The organism is Nonomuraea turkmeniaca (assembly GCF_005889735.1).
In the GTDB taxonomy this organism is placed as follows: Bacteria; Actinomycetota; Actinomycetes; order Streptosporangiales; family Streptosporangiaceae; genus Nonomuraea; species Nonomuraea turkmeniaca.
The window spans coordinates 34091-55098 of sequence record NZ_VCKY01000030.1 but is presented as its reverse complement, the minus strand read 5'-3'; the positions used below and the strand labels follow the sequence as shown (position 1 = coordinate 55098).

At 66.2% G+C, this 21008-nt stretch carries 22 protein-coding genes and 4 tRNA genes; 12 read left to right on the top strand and 14 right to left on the bottom strand.

Features of this window, described 5'->3' with window-relative positions; genetic code table 11:
* Window positions 1-354 precede the first annotated feature (354 nt).
* Window positions 355-1086 (top strand): pentapeptide repeat-containing protein, encoded by a 732-nt coding sequence (locus ETD86_RS11935; protein ID WP_138666197.1) that lies wholly within the window; start codon window positions 355-357, stop codon window positions 1084-1086.
* Window positions 1087-1259: 173 nt separating this feature from the next.
* Here the strand turns inward: ETD86_RS11935 and ETD86_RS11930 are convergent, their stop codons facing one another.
* The 3 genes from ETD86_RS11930 to ETD86_RS11920 form a co-directional block, all read right to left on the bottom strand.
* Window positions 1260-2270 carry an IS1380 family transposase gene (locus ETD86_RS11930; protein WP_246147860.1) on the bottom strand — a complete coding sequence of 337 codons (1011 nt, stop codon included), beginning with the start codon at window positions 2268-2270 and terminating at the stop codon, window positions 1260-1262.
* Between the two features lie 233 nt (window positions 2271-2503).
* Window positions 2504-2579 (bottom strand) — tRNA-Lys (locus ETD86_RS11925).
* Window positions 2580-2754: 175 nt separating this feature from the next.
* Complete coding sequence (locus ETD86_RS11920; RefSeq protein WP_138666196.1) at window positions 2755-3909, bottom strand: acyl-CoA dehydrogenase family protein; 1155 nt, start codon at window positions 3907-3909, stop codon at window positions 2755-2757.
* Window positions 3910-4002: 93 nt separating this feature from the next.
* Between ETD86_RS11920 and ETD86_RS11915 the strand changes: the two genes are divergently transcribed.
* Window positions 4003-4299 carry a PspC domain-containing protein gene (locus tag ETD86_RS11915; protein WP_138666195.1) on the top strand — a complete coding sequence of 99 codons (297 nt, stop codon included), beginning with the start codon at window positions 4003-4005 and terminating at the stop codon, window positions 4297-4299.
* On the opposite strand, the gene ETD86_RS11910 is transcribed toward ETD86_RS11915, so the two are convergent.
* On the bottom strand, window positions 4300-5580 hold the full coding sequence (locus ETD86_RS11910; RefSeq protein WP_342779260.1) for an MFS transporter: 1281 nt from the start codon (window positions 5578-5580) through the stop codon (window positions 4300-4302).
* Window positions 5581-5689: 109 nt separating this feature from the next.
* A complete protein-coding gene (locus ETD86_RS11905) occupies window positions 5690-6040 on the bottom strand; it encodes a metallopeptidase family protein (RefSeq protein WP_425465627.1) in 351 nt (116 codons plus the stop codon).
* A 180-nt stretch (window positions 6041-6220) separates the two neighbouring features.
* Between ETD86_RS11905 and ETD86_RS11900 the strand changes: the two genes are divergently transcribed.
* The 5 genes from ETD86_RS11900 to ETD86_RS11880 all read left to right on the top strand — a co-directional run bounded on the left by ETD86_RS11900 (window position 6221) and on the right by ETD86_RS11880 (window position 8669).
* Window positions 6221-7633, top strand: coding sequence for a metallophosphoesterase family protein (locus tag ETD86_RS11900; RefSeq protein WP_246147859.1), 1413 nt, complete (start codon window positions 6221-6223; stop codon window positions 7631-7633).
* Window positions 7634-7706, top strand: a tRNA-Glu gene (locus ETD86_RS11895). It begins immediately after the preceding gene.
* Between the two features lie 89 nt (window positions 7707-7795).
* A tRNA-Asp gene (locus ETD86_RS11890) sits at window positions 7796-7870 on the top strand.
* 5 nt (window positions 7871-7875) lie between these two features.
* Window positions 7876-7952 (top strand) — tRNA-Phe (locus tag ETD86_RS11885).
* A 210-nt stretch (window positions 7953-8162) separates the two neighbouring features.
* Window positions 8163-8669, top strand: coding sequence for a hypothetical protein (locus tag ETD86_RS11880; RefSeq protein WP_138666191.1), 507 nt, complete (start codon window positions 8163-8165; stop codon window positions 8667-8669).
* Between the two features lie 213 nt (window positions 8670-8882).
* Here the strand turns inward: ETD86_RS11880 and ETD86_RS11875 are convergent, their stop codons facing one another.
* From ETD86_RS11875 to ETD86_RS11845, 7 genes are all read right to left on the bottom strand, one after another.
* Complete coding sequence (locus tag ETD86_RS11875) at window positions 8883-10064, bottom strand: ABC transporter permease (RefSeq protein ID WP_138666190.1); 1182 nt, start codon at window positions 10062-10064, stop codon at window positions 8883-8885.
* A 1-nt stretch (window position 10065) separates the two neighbouring features.
* Window positions 10066-10854, bottom strand: a complete 789-nt coding sequence (locus ETD86_RS11870) for an ABC transporter ATP-binding protein (RefSeq protein WP_425465626.1) — start codon at window positions 10852-10854, stop codon at window positions 10066-10068.
* Window positions 10851-11903 (bottom strand): peptidoglycan-binding protein, encoded by a 1053-nt coding sequence (locus tag ETD86_RS11865; protein WP_138666189.1) that lies wholly within the window; start codon window positions 11901-11903, stop codon window positions 10851-10853. Before ETD86_RS11865 ends, ETD86_RS11870 begins: the two co-directional genes overlap by 4 nt.
* Entirely contained in the window at window positions 11903-12472 is a 570-nt protein-coding gene (locus ETD86_RS11860) for a hypothetical protein (RefSeq protein ID WP_138666188.1), read from the bottom strand. The genes ETD86_RS11865 and ETD86_RS11860 overlap by 1 nt, the downstream gene beginning before the upstream one ends.
* 59 nt (window positions 12473-12531) lie before the next feature.
* On the bottom strand, window positions 12532-13734 hold the full coding sequence (locus tag ETD86_RS11855; RefSeq protein ID WP_211369986.1) for a sensor histidine kinase: 1203 nt from the start codon (window positions 13732-13734) through the stop codon (window positions 12532-12534).
* A gap of 16 nt (window positions 13735-13750) precedes the next feature.
* Complete coding sequence (locus tag ETD86_RS11850; protein WP_138666187.1) at window positions 13751-14404, bottom strand: response regulator transcription factor; 654 nt, start codon at window positions 14402-14404, stop codon at window positions 13751-13753.
* Window positions 14405-14761: 357 nt separating this feature from the next.
* Window positions 14762-16342 carry a YncE family protein gene (locus ETD86_RS11845; RefSeq protein WP_211369985.1) on the bottom strand — a complete coding sequence of 527 codons (1581 nt, stop codon included), beginning with the start codon at window positions 16340-16342 and terminating at the stop codon, window positions 14762-14764.
* Window positions 16343-17235: 893 nt separating this feature from the next.
* On the opposite strand from ETD86_RS11845, the gene ETD86_RS11840 reads away from it, so the two are divergent.
* Together ETD86_RS11840 and ETD86_RS11835 are read left to right on the top strand one after the other, a co-directional pair.
* Window positions 17236-17496, top strand: a complete 261-nt coding sequence (locus tag ETD86_RS11840) for a type II toxin-antitoxin system Phd/YefM family antitoxin (RefSeq protein WP_138666185.1) — start codon at window positions 17236-17238, stop codon at window positions 17494-17496.
* The gene (locus ETD86_RS11835) at window positions 17481-17888 is read left to right on the top strand and encodes a PIN domain-containing protein (protein ID WP_138666184.1); all 408 of its coding nucleotides are present in this window, start codon (window positions 17481-17483) and stop codon (window positions 17886-17888) included. The genes ETD86_RS11840 and ETD86_RS11835 overlap by 16 nt, the downstream gene beginning before the upstream one ends.
* Before the next feature lie 733 nt (window positions 17889-18621).
* On the opposite strand, the gene ETD86_RS11830 is transcribed toward ETD86_RS11835, so the two are convergent.
* Complete coding sequence (locus tag ETD86_RS11830; protein ID WP_138666183.1) at window positions 18622-19200, bottom strand: hypothetical protein; 579 nt, start codon at window positions 19198-19200, stop codon at window positions 18622-18624.
* A 101-nt stretch (window positions 19201-19301) separates the two neighbouring features.
* Between ETD86_RS11830 and ETD86_RS11825 the strand changes: the two genes are divergently transcribed.
* From ETD86_RS11825 to ETD86_RS11815, 3 genes are all read left to right on the top strand, one after another.
* The gene (locus ETD86_RS11825) at window positions 19302-19490 is read left to right on the top strand and encodes a hypothetical protein (protein WP_138666182.1); all 189 of its coding nucleotides are present in this window, start codon (window positions 19302-19304) and stop codon (window positions 19488-19490) included.
* A gap of 8 nt (window positions 19491-19498) precedes the next feature.
* Complete coding sequence (locus ETD86_RS11820; RefSeq protein ID WP_170223025.1) at window positions 19499-19987, top strand: DUF4386 domain-containing protein; 489 nt, start codon at window positions 19499-19501, stop codon at window positions 19985-19987.
* 296 nt (window positions 19988-20283) lie between these two features.
* Window positions 20284-20658, top strand: a complete 375-nt coding sequence (locus tag ETD86_RS11815) for a hypothetical protein (protein ID WP_138666180.1) — start codon at window positions 20284-20286, stop codon at window positions 20656-20658.
* 36 nt (window positions 20659-20694) lie between these two features.
* Here the strand turns inward: ETD86_RS11815 and ETD86_RS11810 are convergent, their stop codons facing one another.
* Entirely contained in the window at window positions 20695-20919 is a 225-nt protein-coding gene (locus ETD86_RS11810) for a hypothetical protein (RefSeq protein WP_138666179.1), read from the bottom strand.
* Between the last annotated feature and the right edge of the window lie 89 nt (window positions 20920-21008).

Genomic DNA, 21008 nt, shown 5'->3' with positions numbered 1-21008 from the left:
GTGAAGGCCCAAATGTCTACCACGCTGCTGAATCAATATAACAATGCCCTAAGAGCGGGGCACATGAATCTAGCACGAGCTATTGCTGGTACTGCGCTACATGAGGCGGTGAACGCGGACTTGGCCTCACGCTACGTGATGTCCGACAAGAAACCGCGCTTCGTTTATAATCCCACAAACGGGCCAGATTTTTATGATCGACTCACTGGCCTACGAGTTGAGCTGACCACGGTCAAGCAATTCGTGCCCCATGTCAGAAGGACCACCGTGGGCAGTGCCTACAGGTCTGCAGGCTATGTCTTATATCAAGGGCCCGGGCGACTCCCATAGAATCGACGTGATAGGCTTAAGCTCGTGAACGAACTGCTTATCGGCTGGGAAACAGTTGAGGGCGAAGACTACTCTGGTAGGCGATGGCGTGAGATCGCTGTCACTGAAAGCAATGTCCTAAACTGCAACTTCAGTGGGATCATCATGAGCCGCTCGGCCACTCTAGGGAATGGACGAAAGCCGAGCACATATCTAGACTGCGTGTTCGACGAGTCTCGCTGGGATCGAGTCCTCCCGGGTCGGGCTACATTTATTGGCTGCTCGTTCCATAATGTCCATATAAGTAACGTTACATTCATAGATGCCGAATTCGTCAATTGCGTTTTTAGTGGAACGCTTGAGCATGTAACATTCTCCGCGCGCCCTCGCGAACTAGATGCGGATTTGGGTCGGCAGGTTAACGCCTATCGCGGCAATGATTTCTCGGGGGCTCAAATGATTGATTTCGCTTTTCGTGGAGGAATAGATCTGGATCAGCAAATACTTCCAGGGCCTCCGAATTATGTCACTATCCGGAATGCCAGAGCAGCCCTAGCTCGCACGAGGAGTGAGATTCAACACCTGCCCTCCATTGCGAACAACCGCCAATGGCAAACAATGCTTATGACGCTGAACGATGAGATGCAGACCGGCCAGAAAGATCTTTTCATTCCAAGGAGTTTTCTGGAAGAGAATCTTCCGCCTCATCTGGTTAACCAATTGATTGCTATATTGACTCGGTCGGGCACTGGCTCTGCATCTGACGGCGTGTCTTAGCGGGTGTTAGCCTCGATTCTTCAGCTGGTCGGGGTGCGTGAGTGGCTCCGCGGGTTTCGCCCGTAATGTCCCCGAGGCGGTTGGGGCGGGCCGTCGCATGACGCTGCGGGGGCGCCGGGTTCCACGGGCCCGGAGGAGGCTCCTTCCTGGATCGTCGTGGTCGGGTCCGGCTCTCAGGTGAGAGCGGGCAGGTTGGTGAGGCGCTGCCAGGCCAGGACGAATGCCTGGGCCCAGGGCCAGGTCCGCTCGATGCGCAGGTGGCGGCGGCGGGCGTGGGCGGCCAGCCGGGCGGGCAGGTGATAGGGCCGGTAGCGCATGGTGTCCGGCTCGGCGCGGTCCAGCCCGGGCTGGTCGTGCAGGGTCAGCAGACGCAGCCAGCAGTCCAGGTCGTGGCCGAGGTTGGCGGCCAATACCCATCCTTGGTTGACGGTCCAGTCCTTGCTGGGCAGATTACGCAGGCCCATCGCCTTACCGACGCGGACACGGTCCTCGACTACGGCGTGGGCACGGGCCAGCGCGTCCAGCCATTGCGGGTGGTGAGAGCCGGCGATGCCCCACATCCGGCCGATGTTGGTCACGATGATCGAGTACTTCCAGCCGGTCCGGGTTTCGAAGGCGGTCAGGTTCTTGCGGTGGCGGGCCGAGGGGCGGACCCGGCGCACCAGCAGCCGCATGCCCTCGGGCCAGCCGGTGCGCTGGTTGAGGCCGGTGAGTTCGGCCACGTGGTAGCCGGGCTGCAGGTCGCCGTCCTGGTCGAGGGAGTCGGTCCAGGCGGTGGCGGGCAGCCGGGCGATGGCCTGCTCGTCGAGGTCGGTGATCATCCAGCCGACCAGGTACCGCACCGTGCGGCGAGCGGTGTTCAGGCTTTCCAGATGAACCAGCAGATCGTGAGTGGCGCCCGCGCCGTCCACCCGGACCAGGATCTTGGCCTGGCAGGAGTTCGGGATCTGGGCCAGCGCGTCGGTGAGCACCCGCAGGTGGTCGGCCACGGTGTTGCTGCCGGCGTTCCCGGGCCGCAGCAGCATCGCCAGCGCTTCCTGGGTGTTGGCGCACCAGCAGGCCAGCGGGTGAAAGCCATACGTTTTCTTGAAGGTGACCGCCGCGCCGTGCTTGTCGGAGGTGGCGGTGATGACGGTGGCGTCGATGTCGATGACGATCCAGCCGCGCAGCCGTTTGCCGGCCACCGTCAGCCAGGGAAAGCCGCTCGGCCGCAGGTGGTGCCCGTCAGGTCTTCCGACTTGGTGTTCCGTTGATCTTCGCGCGGGTCTGGCTTGGGAAAAGGCCCAAATCGGGGTCCGGAACACCCGGCCATGTGCCGGAACCGTGCCGAAGAGCAACCAGCGAGCAACCAACGGTGTGTCTCGGCCTCGCCGGAGGCCCTCGAAATCGAGAAATCGCAGGTCGAATGGGTGTGGGGTGGTAGGGCGCCCGGGGCTCGAACCCGGAACCTACGGATTAAAAGTCCGCAGCTCTGCCAATTGAGCTAACGCCCCATGCACAGCAAGGGTACAGAGATTACCGCCAAGTACGCGACGCGGTTCCCGCCCCTCACAGTAACGGATCGAGATGCCCGCCTGTTTCCTGACCAAGCCAGGACACGGCGCTCAGGCCCAGGTCCACCGGTACGCGGCGGTGCCCCGGGCGTACGCCACGATCAAGAACGTCAGCTCAACGATAGGCGGCGATCCCGGTGAGCGCCTCGCCGAGCACGAGCGTGTGGATCTCCTGAGTTCCTTCGTACGTCAGGACGCTCTCGAGATTGTTCATGTGCCGGATGACCGGATACTCCAGGGTGATCCCGTTCCCGCCCAAGATCGAACGAGCCTGTCGGGCGATGTCCAGCGCTGCCCGTACGTTGGCCAACTTGCCGAAGCTGATCTGCCGCGGCTCCAGGCGCCCCGCGTCCTTCAGCTCACCGAGATGCAGCGCCGTGAGGCCGGCCTGGGCCAGTCCCACGTACATCCATGCCAGCTTCTCCTGGGTCAGCTGGAAGGCTCCGATCGGCTTGTCGAACTGTACGCGGGTCTTCGCGTACTCGACGGCCGCCTCGAGGCATGCGCGGGCGGCGCCGACGACGCCCCAGATGATGCCGAAGCGGGCCTCCGAAAGGCACGACAGCGGTCCCTTCAATCCGACGACCCCGGGGAGCACGGCGGACTCGGGGAGGCGCACGTCGTCGAAATAGAGGGATGAGGTGATGGAGGCGCGCAGGGACATCTTCTTGTGGATCTCCGGGGCGGAGAACCCGGGGGTGGAGGTGGGGACGACGAAGCCGCGGATGCCCTCGTCGGTCTGGGCCCAGACCACGGCCACGTCGGCGATCGAGCCGTTGGTGATCCACATCTTGGAGCCGTTCAGGATCCAGTCGGATCCGTCCTTTTTGGCGTAGGTCCGCATGCCGGCGGGATCAGACCCGTGGTCCGGCTCCGTCAGGCCGAAGCAGCCGATGACCTCGCCGGCGGACATCCGGGGCAGCCACTCCTCCTTCTGCTCATCCGAGCCGTACCGCCAGATGGGGAACATGGCCAGCGAGCCCTGGACGGAGACGAACGAACGCAGCCCGGAGTCGCCTGCCTCGAGCTCCCGGCAGGCCACGCCGTACGACACCGCGTCCGTCCCGGCGCAGCCGTACCCGTGCAGGTGCATGCCGAGCAGGCCGAGCGAGCCGAGCGCGGGCGCGAGGTCGCGCGCGGGGAAGGCCGCCTCCTCGAACCAGTCTCCGACGTGCGGGAGGATGCGGTCGGAGACGAAGGATCTGACCGTGTCGCGGATCAGCCGCTGGTCGGCGTTGAGCCGCTCGTCGAGGCGAAGCAGGTCGTCCATCGCGGATCCTCTCCTTACACGTAAGGGGTTACCAGGGTTCTACCAGGGGGAATCCCGATGTGCTAACACCGGGTACGCGGGCAGTCTTGAGACATGAGCGAATACCACGAGCACAACGTCAAGAAACTCCGCCGTACCCAGAAGGGCCGGATCGTCGCGGGCGTCTGCTCCGGCATCGGGGAGTACGTCGGGATCGACGCGAACATGATCCGCATCGCACTGGCGATCGCCACGCTGTTCGGCGGCCTGGGCGTCGGCGTCTACGCGATCGGGTGGCTCCTCATGCCGGACGAGCACAGCGACACCTCGATCGTGCAGGACCTGATCAGCAAGCAGCAGAACCGCGGTACGAACACCGACTGGAGCGGCGAGCACAAGCCCCAGCCGTGATCAGGCCGCGGCCTGGGCACGCACCCGGGCGGTCCTTTCACCCCGAGACTCGGTCCAGATCATGGCGAGCACGGCCGCGCAGGTGACCCCGGTGATCCCGGCCAGCGCGACCACCGGCTCAGGGCCGAGTCTCTCCGCCGCGAACCCACCAACCAGGATCCCGATCCCCTGTACGGCCATCAGCCCCGACTGCACGATCCCGAACGCCTGGGCGCGACGTTCGGGCGGAACGGACTGGACGAAGGCGGCATTGGCCGCGAGCTGGTAAGCCCCGCCGATCCCCGACAGAACCCACGCCGCCAGCACCACGGCCAGCGGCGGTCGCATGGCGGTCACGACCAGGGGCGCGCAGCTCAGCATGGCCATCCAGCCCATGAGCCGGAGCCGCCGCGGCGGTGACACGAACCTGCTGAAAAGGAACGCCCCCACCACCGTCCCGGTCGGCATCGCCGCCATCAACAGCCCGGTGATCACGGGGACCGGCAGCGTGCCTGTGTCGAACGTGGCCGCGTACGGCACGGCGATGCCTTCGGGCAGCACGTAGAAGCCGCACAACCAGGCGAACAGGACCAGCGTCCGGAGCTTCCTCGACCCGAAGACCAGCTTGGCCCCCGCCCTGGTCATGGTCCACATGGAGGGCTTCGACTCGCCGTTGGCGGCGGGGCGGCGGCGCACGCCGGAGATCAGGATCAACGCGGAGCCGAGGAACGTCGCCGCGTTGATGGCCAGCGCCCGGTACGGGCCCATGGTGGCGATGAGCGCTCCGCCCGCCGCGAAACCGAGCATCTGAACGGCCTGGTTCGTCATGTTCTGGAGGGCCGAGCCGATGACGTACCTGTCGCCTTCCAGGATTTCGGGCACCAGTGCGGCCCGCGCGGCCGAGAACGGCGCGCTGAGCAGCACCACGACGAACACCAGCGAACACAGCGCCCAGAACGGCAGACCGGGCACCGCCATCGCGGCCACCAGCCCGGCCCGGATGAGATCGCAGGTCAGCATGACGGCCCGGCGCGCGAACCGGTCCGCGAGGCCCGCCAGCAGCGGCCCGCCGACGATCGACGGGAGGTACGTCAACGCGTACACGCCCGCCGTGGCGAGCGGCGATTGTGTGCGGTTGTAGACCAGCACGGCGAGCGCGACCTGTGCGAGCTGGTCGCCGAGGAGTGACAGGCCCTGGCCGTACCAGAGTGCCCGGAACTCCCTGATCGCGATGACTTCTCGATAGGTGGCTTGTGGTGCGTCCGCACGTCGATGTCGTCCCGGCGCCCGTCGCGCCCGCATGGCCCCCATTGGACTCCGATGTGCCTGACTCACAGTGTTCGCTATGTCACCTAAGGTGCCCGATCACTTGGTCAGCCGCAACCCAAAGAAGCCAACCAAAAGCAAAGGGTTACCACCCCAGCTCGTGGAGCCTGGCGTCGTCGATCCCGAAGTGGTGCCCGACCTCGTGGACGACCGTGATGCGCACCTCGTCGATCACGTCTTCCTCGGATTCGCAAATTTGGCATATGGGATTGCGGTAGATCTCGATGGTGTCGGGCAGGACTCCTGAGTACCAGTCGCCGCGTTCCGTGAGGGGGACACCGGTGTACAGGCCGAGCAGGTGGGGCTCCGGCGGATCATCGACCACGACGACGACGACATTGCTCATGGCTGCCGTGAGATCGGCGGGAATCGTGTCCAATGCCTCGGCCACGAGTTCCTCGAACTTCTCCCGCGATACCTCGATCACACTTGCCATTCTGCCCCTACGGTCAGGTAAGCAAGAAACTGTATGAAGTTCGTCCACAGGTCAACGGCAATTCTCCGATCCAGGCCGGCGCGCGCGGCGGCCGTGCTACTCGTGGCCGCTGCGGGTGCGTGGCTGGGGATCTTCTTCAGCGGCACCGTACGTGCCCAGGTGGGTCCCGTCGAGACTGGTATGTCCCTCCGACCGGCCTGGAACGGCGAGACGGTCGTGGACGCCAGCCCGCTCGGCACACTCACGTTCCGCACGCATGACGCGCCGCTCCGGCTCCGCATCACACTCGAGAACATCGACCAGGAGCGCGCGAGGGCCTTCATCGAGGATCCGCGCCTGGCCGACCGGCTGCCCGAGCTCATCGAGAACGATCTGCTGGACGGCGTGCGGGACCTCGTCATCCGATCGCTCCTGTGCGCAGGCGCCGGCGCGCTGATCGCCGTCCTGATGGTCTACAGGCGCCCGCGCGTGGCCCTGCTGGGCCTCCTGGCGGCCTCCGTGGCGCTCGCCGGGACTGGCGTGGTCGCCGCGGTCACCTTCCGCCCGAACTCGCTCGTGGAGCCCCGCTACTCGGGTCTGGTCGCCGCCGCGCCGTCCCTGGTGGGCAGCGCGGAGTCGATCATGACGCGCTTCGAGTCGTACCGGTCGCAGCTCACCAAGCTCGTGACGAACGTCTCGAAGCTTTACGACACGGTCTCCACCCTCCCGCTGTACGACGTCGACCCCAAAACCATCCGCGTCCTCCACGTCTCCGACATCCACATCAACCCGATCGCCTGGAACGTCATCCGCTCCCTCAAGGACCAGTTCGCCGTGGACCTGATCGTCGACACAGGCGACATTTCCGACCATGGCACCAAGGCCGAGAACAAGTTCATGGACGAGATCAGCCGCCTCGGGGTCCCGTACGTGTACGTACGCGGCAACCACGACTCCATGGCCACCCAGAAAGCCATCGAGAAGCAGAAGAACGCCGTCGTCCTGGACAACAGAACTGAGACGGTGGCCGGCCTGTCCATCTACGGCCTGGGCGATCCCCGCTTCACCCCGGACCTGTCGGTGCCCGTCGACTCGAACCCGGCGACTCTGGCGCGATTCGCCCGCGCCCACCGCGCCAAGGTCGGCAAGGCCGATGTGGTGGCCGTACACGACCCGGACGTCGGCAAGGGCTTCACCGGCGCAGCGCCCATGATCCTCGCCGGCCACACCCACGAGCGCAAAACGACCATGCTCCGGTCCGGCACCCGCATGCTCATCCAGGGCTCCACCGGCGGCGCCGGCCTCCGCGCCCTCGAACACGCCCAGCCCACCCCGGTCCAGGCCTCGGTCCTGTACTTCGACAAGGAGACCAAGCGCCTCCAGGCCTGGGACGACATCACGCTGGGCGGGCTGGGGGAGCAGTCCGTGTACATCCAGCGTCACGTGGAGCCCCACCCACAACGTATGATTTCTCCAGAGCCAACGGACGCCCCGTCGCCAACGGGACCGGTCACTGGCACGGCATCACCGTCCGCCGGTCCGCCGCTTTGGCATCAGGGGCAATCGTCCCCTATGCTTCAGAGGTCTCCGACGGAAGGCGACAGGGAATCCTGAGCCCCCATCGTCTAGCGGCCTAGGACACCGCCCTTTCAAGGCGGCGGCACGGGTTCGAATCCCGTTGGGGGCACCGCGAGCGTTTAGCGCACCGCACAACGGCTGGTCGAAGACCACCGAAGAGCTGGTAAGCTAAGCGAGCGCAAACAGCAAGAAACGCAAGGTCCTGTAGAGCAGTTTGGAGTGCTCGCCACCCTGTCAAGGTGGAGGTCGCGGGTTCAAGTCCCGTCAGGACCGCTCTGGGTCAGGTAGCTCAGTTGGTACGAGCGTCCGCCTGAAAAGCGGAAGGTCGGCAGTTCGACCCTGCCCCTGACCACCAGTTTTGAACAGCAGGAACGCCCCGGACGGATCGTCGTACGGGGCTTTTTGATTTGCTGTGGCAGCAACAGTGACTGCTACGTCGCCCGTCGCTTCATCGGATGGTCGGCCCTTGCCGTGGCGAATGATCGTTCTGGTCTACTTGGTGGTCCGACTTGTAGATCTTGTGTAGACGCATAGCTCCTGAACGGCGCTCCGGCCCGAAGACAAGGTGGACATCTTGCTGGCGGGTTCGGATACCGCGGGCATTGTCATCTACGACGATGCCAGGGGCTTCTTCCCGATCACATCCAGCCGTGTCCAGGGCGTCAAGGACGTCTGGCAGGTTGAGCCCAGCGGGGACGGCTCGCTCCCAGCCGGACAGCGCGGTGGGGAGGGCAACCTTGTCACGCCACAGGGGTACTCCGATATCGATCACAAGCCCATGGCAGATCAGGATCTCAAGGTCGTCCCAGAAGTAGAGGCGGGGCCGCCATCGGCGAGGCTTGGAGTCGTGCAGGCGGTCGTGGAATGGCCCGATCAGGGTTTCTATCTCCTGCAAGGGCATGCCGCAGTGCAAAGGGCCGACCTGGCCGCTCATGGCGAATCGGACGACGAAGTCAAGAGTTTGGGCCATGTCGGCAGTGAAGCAGCCCTTCAACGATCTCTCACATCAATAAAGGGTCCGGAGCGGCGGTACGGAGGCCACCGACCCGAGGGTGCGTCGCGCACGTCCTGAGACCCGACAGTGGAGCAATGCTTGCGACCTGTGGATCGGTTCGCCGCGCGAGGTTCATGAGCACGGCGGCGGGACGTGGGAGGGTCGTGGAGGGGCTGCCGCCGCACCGGCTGAAGCCGCCACGTGTGTCGATCTCTGAGGGTCGAGATCTATTGCCTCCGAAGGCAAGCCGATTTCGGGGAGGTCCCGTGAGCCTCCCCGAAACAACGCCCGTCAGGTCGCCGCCAAGGCCTCCGTGGGTGACAGGCGGGCCGCGCGGATCGCCGGGTACAGGCCCGCGATCGCGCCGATCACCACCGTCGCGCCGACGCCACCCGCGAGGACCCACAGCGGCACGACCGTGGGCCACTTCTGCGTCGTGGCGTACATTCCGGTCACCAGATAGCCGAGCAGCGCTCCGAACGCGCCGCCGAGCAGCGACAGGAGCAGCGACTCCGCGACGAACTGCGTACGGACCTGGCCCTTTGTGGCGCCCTGCGATCTGCGCAGGCCGATCTCCGAGCGCCTTTCCAGCACCGAGATCACCATCGTGTTGGCGACGCCGATCCCGCCCACGAGCAGCGCGACCCCGCCCAACCCGAGCAGCAATGCGTCAAAGGCCGCGTTCGTGGCCCGGCGCGCGGCCAGCGCGTCGGACGGCTTCGACACCTGCACCGCGCCCGGCGCCGACGGGTTGGCCGTGGGTGCGAGCACCGCACGCACCGCCTCCACCCGCGACTCCACCGACCGCGTGTAGACCGTCGTCGGATGCCCGTCAAAGCCCAGGTACGTCGTGGCCGCCGGCCATCCCATGAGCACCGCCGAGTCGAGCTCCGGCGCGAGCAGCACGTTCTGCAACACCCCGACCACGACCCACCATCGGCCACCGATGTAGACGGCGGGCACGTTCCCGAGCCGCTCGGCCGCCGTCGCGCCGAGCACCACCGCCGGATACCGGTCGGTCGCCGCGTTGAGCCAGGCGCCATGGTCGAGCGTGCCGCCGACCGTCTTGAGCAGGTCGAGCTTGGCCGCGAGCACGGACAGGCCGCCGGACTGCGCCGCCGGGATCCGGTCGTTGCGATAGGCGTACGTGTCACTGAGCATGCCGGTCGCGGTGGCCGACTGCACCGGGCCGATCCGCTTGATCATCGCGACCGACTCGTCGGGCAGCGTGGCCTGCTTGCCGAACATCGTGTTGCCGGGAGACACGGTCAGCATGTTGGTGCCGAGTTGCGCGAGCTCCTGGTCGAGGTCGGCGCGGCTGGAGGCGGAGATGCCGACCACCGCGGTCATCGCCGCGATGCCGATCGCGATGCCCAGCGCCGACAGCACGGCGCGCAGCGGGCGTGAGCGCAGGCCGTATCCGCCGAGCCGGGCCAGGTCCGACAGGCGCAGCCGGGCGGGCCGCAGCGACATCTCAGATCACCTGCCCGTCGCGCATCGGCACCTGCCGCGGCAGGCTGTCCGCGATTTCGCGGTCATGCGTGATGACCAGGATCGTCGTGCCCGCCTCGTTAAGCTCGCGCAGCAGATCCATCACCCCGGCGCCGGAGACCGAGTCGAGGTTGCCGGTCGGCTCGTCCGCGAGCAGTAGCGGCGGGTCGCCAGCGACCGCGCGGGCGATGGCCACCCGCTGGCGCTCGCCGCCGGAGAGCTGGTACGGGCGGTGGGTGAGCCGCTCGCCCAGGCCGACCCGCACCAGCGCGGCCTCGGCGCGCTGCTCGCGTTCCCGCTTGCCGACGCCGGTGTAGAGCAGGCCGTCGGCGACGTTGCCCAGCGCGTCCCGCCCCGGTGCGAGGTGGAACTGTTGGAAGACGAAGCCGATACGCCTGGCGCGCAGCGCGGAGAGCTGCCGGTCGGACAGCGACGCCACGTCGTGCCCGTCGATTCGCACGGTGCCCTGCGACGGCCGGTCCAGCGTGCCGACCAGGTTCAGCATCGTGGACTTGCCCGAGCCCGACGGCCCGACGATCGCCAGCAACTCGCCGTAGTCGACGACCAGGTCGACCGAGCGCAGCGCGGTGACCCCGCCGGGGTAGGTCTTGGTGACACCGGCGAGCTCGATCACCGGGTGGCCGACGAGGGTGTCCGGGGCGGTCACGACGGTTTCGAGGGGATTCGCGACGGTTTCGAGGGGATTCGCGACGGTTTCGGGGGGATTCACGACGGTTTCGAGGGGATTCGCGACGGTTTCGGGGGGATTCACGACGGCACCGCCACCTTCATGCCGGCCTGCAGCCCGTTTCCGGTGATCTCCACCTTGCCGTCGGCGAAGAGCCCGGTCTCCACCGCCACGATTCGCGTGGTGCTTCCGTCGACGATCTGCACCCCGTATCCGCCCTCCGCGAGCGCGAGCAGCGCAGCCACCGGAACGGCCAGCACGTTCGGCCGCTCGCCGGCGGTGAAAGCGACGGTGACGGCAGCCGCGCCCATGCTCTTGACCGCCGAGGTGAAGCGGATCGTCACCTGGATCCTGGTGGTGTCCGCTTCGCCGTTCTCGCCCTGGCTCACGACCGTGGCGACCTTGATGATCTTGCCTGGGGCGATCTTCCCGTTGGGAAGCGTGACCTGCACCGTGGCGCCCTTCTTGGCGAGCCGCCCCGAGCTCGTATCCAGTCTGACCGTGGCCAGCGGAGAGGTGCCGGTGACCTTCGCCACGGTGGCGCCGGGCCCGACCACGGTCCCCACCTGCGTACTCAGCGAGTCAACGCGCACCGCGCCGGCGGCGTACACGATCTGGCTGGGATCCACCGCGCCGATCTCGGTCAGACCGAGGTCGTCCTGCCAGTGTTTGACCGCAGAGGCGGTCGCCCAGCTGTAGGTGCTGTCGACAGTGAAGCCGCGGTAGCCGAGCGCCCGGAGGTTCTGCTCGAACTGCTTGACGTCGGCGCCCTTGACGCCCGTCGAGAGCGTGCGATAGGCGGGGAGCGAGCCGTAGAGCAGAGTGACCGGCTTGTTGTCGAGGTGGTAGATCGCCTTGCCGCGGGTGACCGTCGCGCCCTCCGCGGGCAGCCGGGTCACGGTGCCGTCGCCGCGCGACGAGATCGACGTGGTGTCGCCGTGGCCGAGCGTGCCGTCGTGGTTCTCCCGGTCCACCAGCGTCAGCTTGGCGATCTCGACAGTGGACACCGGCGTGCTATTGGCGGAGCTGGGGCTTTCCTCCGCCACCGGTAGGTTGAAGACCGTGATCGCGGCGGCCACGGCACCGGCCGAGAGCACGCCGGCGACCACGCCCGTGGTGCGTCGTGCACCCATCAAGAGTTTCCCTTGCCCTGCGGAGCCGGCATGTACTTATCGCACTCCTGCCGCGCCTTCTGGAAGGCCGGGTCGTCGGGCTTGAAACCGGCTTCGGAGTCGATTTTGATGGAGCCATTCGCGTCGGGGTCGGGATACTTCGCGAATCCGTGGTCCCGCATGCACTGCGACACCTTCCGCAGCTTATTGAGATCCTCTGCGCTGATCTGCTGGCCTTGCCGGCCCCTCCAGGGGGAGTACGCCTTGCACGCCTCCTCCGCTTTATCAACCTTGCTCTGGTCGACGCCGTCGGGGGCGTGCACCCCTAGATTGCCCTCGGCATCGGGGTCGGGGAACCACGTGAGGCCCTGATCGCGCATGCACTGCGAGAATTTCAGCGCCGAGGTTTGGTCGTTTCCCGCCGCCGCGCTGGCGCCGGCCTTGGGCTCGCCGGAGCCGGCGGTCGCCACCGTTGGGTCATGATGACGGGCGCAACCCGCCGTTCCGACGGCAAGCAGCAAAGCAACCGCGGAAAGAGTTTGTCGCATCGCCGTCTTCTTCGCCGACGGCTTATTCGTATTCGTGGACATGCGTTATGTTCTACGCTTCGACCGGTCACACGACGGGCACAGAAAATGCTTAACCGCTCTTACTCGGTTTCTACAGCCGGGAAAAGCACCCTGATCGCGAGGCCGCCCTCCGGCCGGGCACGCACGGTCAGGTCCGCCGAGTGGGCAGCGGCGATCGACTGGACGATGGACAGCCCGAGGCCGTGATGACCGTCGTCGGCCGTCCGGTTGAGCCGCTGGAACGGGCTGAGAAGCTGGTCCACCATCTCCGGCGGGACGGGCGGCCCGGTGTTGGTCACCGACAGGAAGGAGCGCGCGCCCTCGGTGCCCGTCGCCACCTCCACCCGCCCGTCCGGGACGTTGTGACTCATCGCGTTGTCGACCAGGTTGGCCACCAGTCGCTCGATGAGGGCGGGGTCGCCGGTGACTCGGGCGGGCCGGACCTCCGCTGCGACGGCCAGGTCTTGTCGTCGCGCCTCCGGGTCGGCGGCCCGCAGCACGTCACGGGTCAGCTCGGACAGCTCAACGCTCTCCAGGCGGTCCAGGCCGCGTTCGCTGGTCGCCAGGACGAGCAGCGATTCGAGGAGCCGGGCCTGCTGCTCACTGACGGCCATCAATTGCTCGAACTGCTCCCGGAACGAGTCCGCCGTCGCGTCCGGGTCGATGACGGCTTCCTCCAGCAGGGCGTGCTCCAGCGTCAACGGCGTACGCAACTCGTGTGCGGCGTTGGCGACGAACCGCTTGTGCGAGTCGAGTGCCGCCTCCAACCGGCCGAGCAGCCCGTCGACGGTGTCCGCGAGATTCTTGAGCTCGTCGCGCGGCCCGGTGACGGCGAGCCGCTCGTACACATTTCGCGCCGAGATGCGCTGGATGCTATGTGTCATGGTCTGCAGCGGCCGCAGCACCCGCCCGGCCACCAGCCAGCCGAGCACGGCCGCGAGCACCGACATGATGGCGAGCGCCACGCCCGACTGCACGAGCAGCTGATGCATCATCTCCGCCTGCTGCCGGCGGGCCTGTTCCCTGACCGCCTCGGCGATGCGCCGCTCCGCTTCGGGCAGCTGGACTCCCGCCGGCAGGCTCTCCCCCAGGTAGATGCTGACGCTCCGCCCACCGGACGGTGTCGTGCTGGTCGTGGACATCGCGACGTTCGGCCCGCTGTGTGCGACCAGAAGATAGGTGATGGCCAGCAGAACGGCGCCGGAGAGCAGGAAGAGCACGCCGTACAGGAGGGTAAGCCGCAGCCGGACCCGCATACCGGCGATCTTGGACTTCAGGCCCATGAGGATCCCGCCCCGTTCAGATTCGATAGCCGGCCCGGGGAACGGTCTCAATGACGGCCGGCTCACCGAGCTTCGACCGGAGGCGGTTCATGGTCGCCTTCACCGTCGTCGTGAACGGGTCGGTGGCCTCGTCCCACACCCGTTCCAGGAGTTCCTCGGCGGAGACGACCCGGCCCTGCGCGGTGAGCAGGTATTCGAGGACGGCCAGTTCCTTGGGATTGAGTGCCAGCCGCGTCCCGGCCCGGGTGGCGACCCGCTGGGCCGGGTCGAGCACCAGGTCACCGTGCACCAGCACGGGCGGCACGGCGGGCTGGGAGCGCCGGCCGAGCGCCCGGATGCGGGCCACCAGCTCGGGATAGGCGAACGGCTTCGGCAGGTAGTCGTCCGCGCCGATGGTGAGGCCCCGCACCCGGTCGGCGATGGTGGCGGCCGCGGTCAGCATGAGCACCCGGGTGCGCCGCGGCTCCCGCATCAGCCGGCGGCACACCTCGTCGCCGGGCACACCCGGCAGATCCCGGTCGAGGACCACCACGTCGTAGTCGACCTCGACGGTGCGGTCGAGCGCCGCCGTCCCGTCATACGCCACGTCGACCGCCATGCCCTCGCGCCGCAGAACCCGCGCCACCGAATCGGCGAGCCGGGCGTGATCCTCCACCACCAGGACCCTCATCCGTCTCTCTCCCGTCCCCCGCGCCCGCCTCCGATCCGGGACGCCAGCGTACGGGTGAGACGGTCACATAGTTGTCACAACTGCCCCCGGCCAGGCCGTGCGCGGGGCGACGGTGGATGACATACGGGCGAAGCGCTGCACCGGAAGCAGATCGCCCACGTGCCGGACCGTGGCCGGCGCGTTCGGCGCCGAGGCCCTCGCTCGCCGGGACTCGGCGCCGGCTGACTTCTCCTGGCGTGACAGCAGCGTTGACAACAACGTCCCTACACTCCGGCGCGTCTGAACGCTGCCCCGGCTCATACATTTCGCCCAGGGCAGCGCTTTCCATGGAGTCAGGGATCTCCTTGCCTCAAAGGATCACGGACGCCCTCGGACCGTGACGTTGTGTGTGCCGCGTGTGTACATGAAGACGTTCGTGCCGTCCCACCGGACCTCATACATGTGCTCACCGCCCACAGTGGGGGTGTCGACGAAGCCGAACGATCCGTCGCTGTTCGTGTTCACCGTTCCCACCAACTGCAGGTTTCCGCCAGAGACGGCCCGGTACACCACGAGCAGGGCGCCCGATGGAGGAGTTTGATCGCCTGCGTCCAGGCCGCCGCTGAACGAAAGTTGTTTGCCGACCACCCCCGTCGTGGGTCCGGACAAGGTGATTGTGGATGGGTGCCTGGCCACGGTGACGGTCGCGGAGGTCCGGCTCCATCGGAAGTCCGCGTTTCCGTCCCAGAGCACCTCGTACGTGACCGCCCCAGAGATCGGCGGGGCGTCGGTGAAGGTGAACGCGCCGTCCGCGGAGGTTGTCACGCCCGGAATCGTCGTACTGGTGCCGTCGGGAAGTTTCCGGGCCACCACGAGTGGTTGCGGTCCGGGAGCCGAGCCGTCTGGCAGCGTGAGCGTGCCGGTCGCGGTGACCGGAACGAGGGCGGTGCCTGTGGACGGAGCCGTCAGCTTCAGCGTGGATCCCGGAAGTGCGGCGCCTTCCGCCCGCCACAGGCGCAGTCGCCGTTGGGACGTCGTCTCCTCCAGCACGGTGAAGACGTCGGTGCCCGAGAAGGCGAGCGTACCGATGACCGGGCTGGCGTAGGAGGCGAAGACCCGGTAGGTCCGCGTCGTCGTCCCCATGTCGTACGTGGTGATGTCGTTGCCGGTCGTCCCCGTGGCTGCCAGGTGAGCGCCGTCCGGGCTGATCGCGACGGAGCCGGCACCGCCTTCGAAGGAAAGCGTCTTGGTCAGGCTGGTGGTGTCCCATCCGTCAAGATTGTTCAGGATGACCATCGAGCCGTCCGAGGTGATCGCCAGGTCGTACATGACCAAGGAATGCTCGAAGCCGTTGACGATGCCTCGCTGGACGGCAGTCGTGCCGCTCACGTCGTACACCATGAGGTCGCACGCGCTGAGGCCGGTCTCGCCGACGACGAGGGTGCCTCCGGCGGCGTCGACGAGCGGGGCGTTGTAGATGTTGCCCACAACCGGCGCCGGCTCCGGTGCGGCAGCCGACAGATCGAGGCCGAAAACGCCGCCGTTGAATGTGTTGCCGCAGCCGTAGCCGACCCACAGCCGATCACCGGACAACGCCAGGTTCGACGGACACGGGTGCGGAGCCACGTCTATCCGCCGGATGACGGTGAGGGAGTCCGTGTCGAGCTCAATCACCTGTTGTGCGCCGCTCAGCGCCACGAACATGCGCGTGCTGTCCGGCGTCATCGCGAGGCCGGACGCGCCGGGGAGGTCGGTGATCGTGTCGGTGATGGTGCCGCGGGAGTCGGTGACGATGATCTGGTCATCCCCGGAGACGAAGACCTGGCCACCGCCTGCGGCCACATCGCGGGCCTTTGTCATCCCGTCGAGGTATGTCATGGAGTCGGCGGCCGACACCGCGGGGGCGACGGCGACGGTCAGGCCGGCGGCGATGGCCAAGGCACTACTGAGAGCGATCAAGCGGGTGATCAACGAGGTGCCGGCACGAGCCAGCTCTGGAGGTAATGGGCGCACATGAACTCCACTTTGGGGGGAACGAAATTGCGGCTACAGGACCGAGCCGGTCCACAGCTTGCCCGCGGCGTCGTAGACCTCCCGGACGTCACCGTCGAAGTACGGAAGGCACTCGTGTCGTCCTGATCGCAGCTGGCCTGCGGCTGACACGATGATCCACGCCTCCTTCGCCGCTTCCCGATCCGCTCAAGATCTCCAAGCTGAGCCACCCCGCAATGACGCCACGGCCTGACCTATCAGTCAAATGAGCGCAAAGTGACCTTCCTTCAGATCCGAACATACGCTCTAAAGGCTCCAGGCAAGCGCTCTCCGCTGCGGAGATCCGCTTTGGCGCCGATCACGGAGCCCTGCCGGGCGATGATTACATTCCGTGAAAACAGCAGGTCGCTGATGATGATGAGTGACCCTATTGTTATTTGATCACCGTGGAACCGAGATGCATGTCCCCGCCCGGACAATCATTCCGATATGCCGGCGGCATGAGCGCCGGGTTACGTACAGGTGGCCATGGCTGGGGTGACAGCAGTGCTGACAGCAATGTCCACACGCGTCGGCGAATCTGTGGCACCGTCCACCTGTGCCTGACCGGGGTCTCAATCCAAGAGCGATCATCGCTCCGGGGTGTCTTATGCCCGCTGGCGGCAATATGGGAAGCGGACGGTCATCTGCAGGCGGGTGAGCACCGGATGAACGGCTGGCAGATCACTACGGCCGTCGCGCCTGTGCATCGCCATGTGACCGCTTGATCTCTTCTGGGCCGAAGTCAGTGAGTTTCTTGAGAGCAAGGGCACGCTTCGACTCACCGCGCAGGAGCCGACCTCATCAGATAATCTGATTGCATGAAGGTGATGACTGCCACGGAAGCGTCTCGGAGCTTCGCCACCGTCCTGGACGAGGCGGAGCGCGGGGAGACCATTGTGGTGACTCGTGGCGGGAAGCAAATCGCCGTGATCGGCCCCGCGCCCACCGCACCAGGACGTATGGTCAAGGCGTTTCTGGCCAGAAGCGCGGGGACGCTGGACGCGGATTTCGAGGCTGATGTGGCGGCGGCCCGCGAGGCGATCGAGGACGAGACGAGGGGCACGTGGCCCGACGCCTGATCCTGGACACGGGTGTGCTCATCGCGGCGGAGCGGGGCAAGGCGTCCGTGGACGCGGTGATCGAAGATGCCGACGATGTGGCGATCGCGGCGATCACTGTGGCGCAGCTGCTCGTCGGTGTGGAAATGGCCGATGCGGCTCGCCGGCCCAATCGGCAGGCCTTCGTGGATGAAGTTCTGGCGTTGATTCCAGTCGAGGAGTACACGACAGACGTCGCCAGGGTTCACGCTCGTCTTGTGGCGCATGTTCGACGAGAAGGTAAATCTCGTGGCGCGTACGATCTCCTGATTGCGGCGACGGCCGCGGCCACCGCGAGAACGGTGATCACGATGGACGCCTCGGCAGCATTCGATGATCTTCCAGGCGTCCGTGCTCAGGCGGTGCCCCGCTGAATGTCGACGGCAACGTCAGCCACCAGGCCAACACGGAAGGCACCGCAGGCGGCCCAAACATCCTGGTCGCGGCCTACCAACAGGCTGATTTCGACCCTGACCGTCAGTCCTGAACGGCCAAGATGCCCGAAGCGAAGGCCGCTCCGGGGCTTTTTATTGCTCTGACGAGAGTAGTCATGGAAGTCACCTGTGAGAGGCTGCAGAATCCCTTCTGTGAGCCGGACGGACAACACGATGCCGCTGCGAGTACAGAAGCAGGACGGCCGTCGCTACAGGCATGACGCGGGCGGGTCCTATGAGGGCATCGGCAGAGACACGAACATCGCTGAACGGAAAGCTCGGCAGCGCGTTCGCCTGATCCTGCTGCGGGGTGAGGAGCCGGAGCCTACGAGGCACCGCCATAGCGAGAAGTGGCTCTACTAGGGAACATGAGGAAGCGTTCCAGGAGCCCCCTGACACGCTTCCCCGGTGTGGCGTGATCATGTAAGTTCAGTGCTTCGCCTAGCTCCTTGCCCCTGAAAAGCGGTCACATGATCTCTGCTGACCGGGGGAATGCCTGCGGTGGTGATGGTGGTGCCGGGAGAATGACCTTGATGTCATCGCGCCGGAGGTAGCCGCTGCGCGGCCGCAAGCTGCGCATCGACACCACGGTGGTCGAGGCCGATATCGACCATCCCACCGACGCCGATCTGCTGGAGCACGGCGTCCGCCGAAAACGTCGAGCAACCGCACGTTAGGCGAGACGTCCGAGGACGTCGCGCATGTAGGCAAGGGCTTGACGGTCGTCGAGACGGTCCCCTGATGCTCCGGCCCGGTCCGTGCTGGACCGGGCGGCCACCTTGTGTGCGGCTTCTGCGACCAGGGTGCGGGTGGCCAGGGCGCCGAAGTCGTTGATCGCCTCCAGATAATCGATCACGTACACCGCCTCCGGGAGACGGTCGATCGCGGCCATCATGTTGATGAACTCGATGGAGACCACGCTGGCGGCGATCACGTTGCCAGTCTCGATGAGCTCATCGATGTACGAACGGAGCAGTTGGAAGGCCTGCGCCCGATGGCCTCGCCGGAACGCCGACCGGGCTTCGATGGCCTTGTTGGCGGAGAGCGCGCCCTCGGGGAGGTCGACGCCGGCCGCGTCGTCGAAGTACCGCTCGGCCTGGTCGCGGCGACCTTGAAACGAGGCGGAGTATCCGAGGGCAGGCACAGGGACGTACCACTCATGGCCGACGTTCCTGGACGCCTCCGACGTCCCCGCCGACGTCCCCACCGACCTCCCCACCGCGGGCACACCGGCGGCCAACTGCCTGCCCACTCCGCAAGGGCATCGTTGGCCCAAAGTCACGTGGCAACTCAGATGGCGGCTGCGGGTCCGGTCACTGGGCCGGTGGCGTGGGACGAGGGAGTAGCGGAAGTATGCAAAAGCGCACAACGGCACGGGTCGTGGGCATGCTGTTCGTCATCGCGACGGCCGCGGGAGTACTCAGCGTGGCCCTATTAGGACCATCGGACCACATCTCCGCGCCACACGACCTCGCCAAGATCCATCACCAGGTAGCGGCGGGTGCCCTCATGGTGCTGGTCATGGCCGCCGGATCGCCATGATCCCCCCGATGCTCTTTCCTGTTCTCAAGGAACACAACGAGGCGCTCGCTCTCGGCTACGTCGTCGCTCGGAGTATCGAGGTAGTTCTGCTGCTTCCGGCCGCCATCGGTCCGCTCCTGCTGCTCTCGATGGCCTCACCGCAGTCGGCACACGACCCCGAACGGTTCAGCAGCGTGCGAGCGTTGTCACAGGCGTACGACACTTGGGGCTATTCCACTAGCGTCGTCTTCTTCTGCCTGGGCGTCCTGCTCCTGAACTATCTGCTATACCGATCACGGGCCGTTTCCCGGCTGATCTCAGGCTGGGCTCTCGCCGCTGTGCTGCCCTACCTGGCGGACGGCGTTCTGGTCATGTTCGGTCTGCTCGCCACCTCCTCAACGTTCCACACTCTGCTGATCCTGCCGTTGGCCATGAACGAAATGGCCCTGGCACTGTGGCTGCTCGTGAAGGGATTCAGACCTGCAACGGTGCCGCCGGCTCGCGAGTCGATCCACTGATCCCTGCCGCTCGCCGGCCTCGCCCTCAAGCAGCCGGGCGCCATCGGGTCCACGTCCCGGGTCGGCGTCGTGCTGGACAATCGCACGAGGCTCCAGTTGGCCGTCGAAGTACCCCGGCCCGCACCCTCGGCCACCCCGACCTCGACCGCTACAGTCATCGATGCCACCTTTGCTCGAGATGGAGAATGGGTAGTGGACGAGGATTTGTTCCATCCGAGTGGCCATCTTGAGGTCCTGCCCATCCATCCAGTCCATATCGGCGGCGATGACACCTTCGTCCCAGCCAGGCGCCCCCGATGACGCCCAGCCTCAAAGCGGCTCAATTCATCATCACGATCGAAGTGGCATTTGGCCTGGTGGGCCTGGCGATCACGTTGGCCGGCTTCTTCTCCACCTTTAAATGGGGCCTCCTGCCTGGCCTGGCCTACGCCGCAGGAAGCACTGCCCTTCTTGGGTGGCTGCTGAGCCGATGGTCGAGTCGCCGAACGTACTTGCGCTGGGCGATCATCGCCGCGCACCTGCTGGTGATCGGCGCCACCACCCTCGACCTGGCCCTCTTCTCGACCCTGACCAGGGATGCGGTGTTCGGCACTCACATACTCACCTGGGCCGTGATCGTCCTGCTCCTCCTGCCCTCGGCTGGGCGCTGGTTCAGCGAGTCCCGCGCCTGATGCCGCGGCAGGTCCTACGCCTGCGCGTTCAGCCACCTACGCCTGCGCGTTCAGCCGCCGCTCCCACTCCAGCACGGCTGCGTGGACCTCCTCAAGGTCGTATCCCTTCAGGACGACGTCCAGGCCGCGCTCCTCGATCTCCCTGCGCAACCCCGCACCGGTCAGCTCACCGGACCCGGCCACCGACCGCTCAACCCGCTCGGCCAGCTCATCAACCTGGCGCCGGCTATAACCACGAAGTCGCACGGTGAAAGTTGTCATGGGCAGATCCTTGCGGTCATCCTGATCTCAATCCAGGACGTTCTGGTGTGGTGTGCGCAGGCGTAGCCAGGCTGTCGGCTGCCTTTCTG